Below are 4,854 nucleotides of genomic sequence, written 5' to 3' on the forward strand. Positions count from 1 at the left end.
GGTGAGCTACGATGAGCCGAAAATCCTCTCTTCTCAATTAACCCAATTCTGTCTCATGGGCGCTGATGTCGGACACGAGGCTCATAAGTGCAAGTCCCTGATAAGTTCTTTTCCTCCCTTGAGGCCGTTGCAGCTGGTTTCCACAATGGACGATCGCATGTGCTTGCCGATGGGCACATCAGCTCGAAGATGATTTACGCCCATGAGCTAACACATGGGAGAATATTCCAGGAAAGCCTCGACGGCGTTCTCCATCTCTGTGTTTTGCTCGCGCTAGAAAGTCAGGCGTTTGCGAGAGCTCATACCGAGCTAGCGGAGCTGAATGGTTTCCTGTTCGAATCGACCCGCGACTCTCATGAGAAGGTCGCGGCGTATCTTGGTGTTCAGAGCCTCTCATCCGCAGATGAGATGGCGGCTGCGATCCGCACGTTGCCGGGCCAGTATCTGGATTACTACTTGTTCTTTGACAACCTGCTGATGAGCCTGCCCTCTTCCTATGTACGCTACTCCGTTGCCTGGGCTTCCGGCAGATTGGCCTTCAGCTCTGGCAGGACAGGCTCGATTGACGGACAGCACCTAACTACATCGGTAAAGTCCGTTGAAGGCCCAACCGAGCGACTGGACAAAATTGGTGCGTTCCTTGCCACTCTTGCTCCATCTAAACTGTCGGCATTCGTCCGCGATTGCGCAAATCGGGCTTTTGAAAGAGGGGATTATGACCAGTTCGATATTATGGATGACAATGAATGGGAAGCGCGGCTTCGCCATAAGCATTCGAAAACACAGGAGTTCGACACGGCACTGCTAGTCGAGCTCAGTTCTTCCCTTTCCCAGGCAATCCCTATGAAACAGCATGAGGATCTCGCATTGGATGGGTATTTTGCTCCGATTGCGCCAAGATTCTCACAGCGAAAAACCGCCCTTGTCGTGGAAGCGGACGGCACCACCGACAACTATGACCATGCGCTCGAGCTCGCCGCCATGGCCGATGCGATGCAAATTAGCAGGTTGCGCGTGTTGAAGCCGCAGCAATACAATAAAAGGCGCGCGTTCGACTGGATCGAACACCATGCGAGTAAAACAGTATTCATCTCCGCAGTCGAAATACCCGAACGTCGCGGGCATTATAAGTTGTTTTTGGCTGACGGCGTTGGGGAGCGATCTACTTACGCGGACGGGTTCCCCTGCATTGTGACCGGTGCAGATCTGTCTGAAATTTTCCTCCACCTACATTCTTCGTGCAAGAAACAGAGTGCGCTCATACCTCCTGTTTTCATGTTTACCGAGCAAGCTGCACCTACGGAGGAGGAATTTGCCGGCTTAACAACGCCACCAGGCAGTGGGTGGCTATTCTGGCGACCCGGCGCCAACCTCGGTCCTAGCAAAAACCCGCGCTGTGTCCCGTTTTACGTCCGACCCACAAGATGGTCTGGTTTGATTGATCGCTACAAGGGCACCTGGACACAAGTCAACACCACGATAGGTGTTCCGCAGGAAGGACTGCAATTCAGCTTGGCCGCCACTTTTATTTTTCCACGGCAGAAAACATGGATACCCTACATTCGGTTCATGACCACAATGGCGGCGAGCCTGTATCAACCCCTTTTGCGAACGTCGTCCGTAAAAAAGAAACTCCGGTACAGGGAGTTATCAGCTAATGGCGAAATTGTTCTAAATGCCGCCATGGCAGTTTGGGAAACCTTTGAGCAACATTAAGAAAACTGGCCATGCAACGCGCTAATCCCTTACCGCCCTCATAACACCGCCGCCGAAAACGATAGTGAGTTTGGGTGACACGGCAAAGGTCGTCGTCTGGATAAACGAAAGGCTGTTTCCATCGCCTCCCGAGCCAGTTCCAGCAATCATCTCGCGAAGGAGCGTTGGGTTGGCATCTACAAACGCGACTATAAGCGGCCCGAGTTGTGAAAAGTCGAGTTCATCGTTCTCTGCGGCAGCTTCCAGATATGACAACGCGTTGTCGATGCGTGCTTTGGTTTTCCATTTGAGTTCTAGGCTCCGGCATTTTTCGGCGTTGTCTTCTGCCCGTTTTAGGATGGCCAAATACATGCCGCCGGGCCTGTAGACGTTGTTTCGCTTTGCATTGTTGCAGGGACCGCAGCTTGGGAGCCAGTTTTCATAGGAGTTTATTGAGAAGCTTTTCGGCAATGCGAGCTCTTCGACAACCTCGGCCAGCCGAGTAGCATTGCCCAGGAGATGCTCGGGAATGATGTGATCCACCTGCATCGTCTTCAGGGTTACAGGCTCACTACACAGGTAGCACTTCGTCTCTGGGCCATAAACCGTGAAAACGACGAACCGCTGGATGCTGGAAAACTTATAGTCCGACAAAGGTTATCCCGACTGATCCCGACGCGATGAAACTCGCGCAAATCTAGACGCGAACGCTAGCAACAACAACAAGCATGCACGGCTCGGCGGCCATTCGATGGGGGCGGCAGTGGGTATGGCACGCATGCTCCGCGATGCTGCGCCGCGCGCCATTCGAATTGCGACTTCCGACATTGTAGCGACCCGGTCCGGGTTGACGCCGAACACGTCGCTCAGGGCCAGCAGCGTGGCGAAGGGCCAGCCCACCGACAACCGGCCGAGCGACGCCCCGACGCCGACGGCATGCCAAGAACCTCGCACGGGCAGCGCCAGCCGGTTTCATTCAACCAGAGCGCCAATACGGGGCGCTCCGCCGTCGGACGATCGAGCGGCGCCCAGAGCGTCGCAAGCGCCCGCTCGAGCCTTTGACACGCGCGGCTTTCGCTGTCGGCGCTTTGTGCGATTTGCCTCTGAGTGGACAGCACTGTTTCGATCAGAGCCACATCCCGCGGCGAGCCGCCCTCCCCTCCCCTATCGCCAAGACGCCCTTCACGCAGGCGGAACGCGCTGAAAGACGTCGGCCACACCTGAGACAGCGATCTTGAAGCAGTTGGTCGTGCACGGGGCAAATGTAGTGCTCGGCGAGCATCCAGTCGGCTCGCAGCCTGGCATCGCGACCGGTTTGCGTGATCGGCCGCTAAGCACGCGAGGCAGACCGGCGGCGAGCCCATCGTTGCTGACGGCGTCCATTCCGGGGTCGGTACCGGCTCGGGGCGAGCCTCCCATGCCTTACCGGCTCATTTGCAGGATTTCGGTGAACGGGTGCGCGGCTATGTGGAGGCGGCGAGTTCTGCCAACACGCAGCGCGCCTATGCGACCGACTGGGAAATTTCGCCCGCTTATGATGCGTGCAATTCGGGGCTGAAAGAGCTATATAGGTAGAATATAGATCGCCAGGAACCTTTGAAGATGGCCCTCAGTATAAAAGATCCGGAAACCGAACGTCTGGCGCGCGCGCTCGCGGAGCGCACCGGCGAAAGTATCACTCTCGCGACGCGGACTGCGCTTGAACAGCGTCTACACCGCCTCGGATCCAGTATTCGCAAGGCCGCTCTGCTGGAGGATCTCGCGGCCAGCAGGCGACGCTGGCGCAACCTTCCCGTTCTGGACACGCGTAGTGAAGACGAGATTGTCGGCTATGACGAGAGCGGACTACCCGGCTGATGGTCATCGACACCTCGGCGATCGTTGCGATCGCGCTCGACGAACCGGATGCGTTGACCTTCGAAGAGCGCATCGCCGACGACCCTGTACGCTTGATTTCGGCGGCCACCGTGCTTGAAGCGGCGATGGTGCTTGAAACGAGGCTTGGCGAGGCTGGCGGTAGCGAACTGGATCTATGGCTCCACAAGATCGGTGCCGAGATCGTACCCGTATCTCCGGGCGACGCGGATCAGGCACGCCGCGCCTGGCGCCGCTACGGTAAGGGCCGGCACCCGGCTGGGCTAAATTACGGAGATTGCTTCTCCTACGCTCTCGCGTTCATGACGGGTGAACCGTTGCTCTTCAAGGGCAATGACTTCTCACAAACCGACATCAGTGCCGCATGACGGTTGACCGCGAGAAACCACGAACCGAGGACGAAGCCTTGGGACGCGCTGTGGTGCCCCCTCCCCTACGCTTCCGGTCCTCCTGCAGGACCTCACCGATCGCGCGCGCGATTATGTCGAGGCGGCAAGCTCAGCCAACACCCGCAGGCCTACGCATCAGATTGGAAGCACTTCTCCGCCTGGTGCCAGCGGCAGAGTCTTTCTTCCCTCCCGCCGGATCCTTCGGTGGTCGGGCTCTACATCACGGCATGCGCTTCAAGCGCTAAGACGCGCGGTGGCAAAGCTGACAGCGTTTCGACGATCGAGCGTCGCCTGTCCGCCATCGGTTGGAACTATGCGCAGCGCGGCGAAAAACTCGATCGCAAGGACCGCGCCATTGCCACCGTACTCGCCGGCATCCACAATAAACACGCGGCCCCGCCCCGGCAGAAGGAGGCGATCCTGCCGGAGGACCTGGTCGCCATGTTGGAAACCCTCGAAAGGGGGACGCTTCGTGGCATGCGGGACCGTGCCATGCTGCTTGTCGGTTTTGCCGGTGGCCTGCGTCGCTCGGAAATCTCCGGGCTCGACCTTGGCCGCGACCAGACGGAAGACGGGCGCGGCTGGGTCGAGATTATCGACAAGGGCACGCTGGTGACGTTGCACGGGAAAACGGGCTGGCGCGAGGTAGAGATCGGCCGCGGTTCCACCGATGCCACCTGCCCGGTTGCGGCACTCGAAACCTAGGTCCGCTTCGCGCGGCTCGCCAAGGGGCCTCTCTTCCGCCGTGTCCCGGGCAAGGGCAAGGATGGCGGGCCGGAACGGCTCAACGGCGGCTCGTCAAGAAGACGGCACTGGCGGCCGGCGTGCGCGGCGATCTTTCCGAGGCAGAGCGCGGGCAAAAATTCGCCGGGCACTCGCTGCGCGCTGGCCTGGC

4 protein-coding genes and 2 pseudogenes are annotated in these 4,854 nt (G+C 58.5%); 5 read left to right on the forward strand and 1 reads right to left on the reverse strand.

The features are described from left to right. Positions 1-87 precede the first annotated feature (87 nt). Positions 88-1,716: a hypothetical protein gene (locus ACT6VE_RS34340; RefSeq protein ID WP_444802610.1), complete on the forward strand. Its 1,629-nt coding sequence runs from the start codon at positions 88-90 to the stop codon at positions 1,714-1,716. Between the two features lie 21 nt (positions 1,717-1,737). On the opposite strand, the gene ACT6VE_RS34345 is transcribed toward ACT6VE_RS34340, so the two are convergent. After that, on the reverse strand, positions 1,738-2,349 hold the full coding sequence (locus ACT6VE_RS34345) for an HNH endonuclease (protein WP_444802611.1): 612 nt from the start codon (positions 2,347-2,349) through the stop codon (positions 1,738-1,740). A 708-nt stretch (positions 2,350-3,057) separates the two neighbouring features. Here ACT6VE_RS34345 and ACT6VE_RS34350 point away from each other — a divergent pair. The 4 genes and pseudogenes from ACT6VE_RS34350 to ACT6VE_RS34365 form a co-directional block, all read left to right on the forward strand. After that, positions 3,058-3,216: pseudogene (locus ACT6VE_RS34350) on the forward strand (integrase); the annotation flags it as partial. Between the two features lie 81 nt (positions 3,217-3,297). Then, positions 3,298-3,552, forward strand: coding sequence for a type II toxin-antitoxin system VapB family antitoxin (locus tag ACT6VE_RS34355; RefSeq protein ID WP_444802612.1), 255 nt, complete (start codon positions 3,298-3,300; stop codon positions 3,550-3,552). Continuing rightward, positions 3,552-3,938 (forward strand): type II toxin-antitoxin system VapC family toxin, encoded by a 387-nt coding sequence (locus ACT6VE_RS34360; RefSeq protein ID WP_444802613.1) that lies wholly within the window; start codon positions 3,552-3,554, stop codon positions 3,936-3,938. The genes ACT6VE_RS34355 and ACT6VE_RS34360 overlap by 1 nt, the downstream gene beginning before the upstream one ends. Before the next feature lie 82 nt (positions 3,939-4,020). Next, positions 4,021-4,854: pseudogene (locus ACT6VE_RS34365) on the forward strand (integrase); the annotation flags it as partial.

The organism is Shinella sp. (genome assembly GCF_052438155.1).
In the GTDB taxonomy this organism is placed as follows: Bacteria; Pseudomonadota; Alphaproteobacteria; order Rhizobiales; family Rhizobiaceae; genus Shinella.

Coding starts and splice junctions, on each gene's coding strand:
- ACT6VE_RS34355 (WP_444802612.1), top strand. CDS start 3,298: ATGGCCCTCAGTATAAAAGATCCGGAAACCGAACGTCTGGCGCGCGCG.
- ACT6VE_RS34360 (WP_444802613.1), top strand. CDS start 3,552: ATGGTCATCGACACCTCGGCGATCGTTGCGATCGCGCTCGACGAACCG.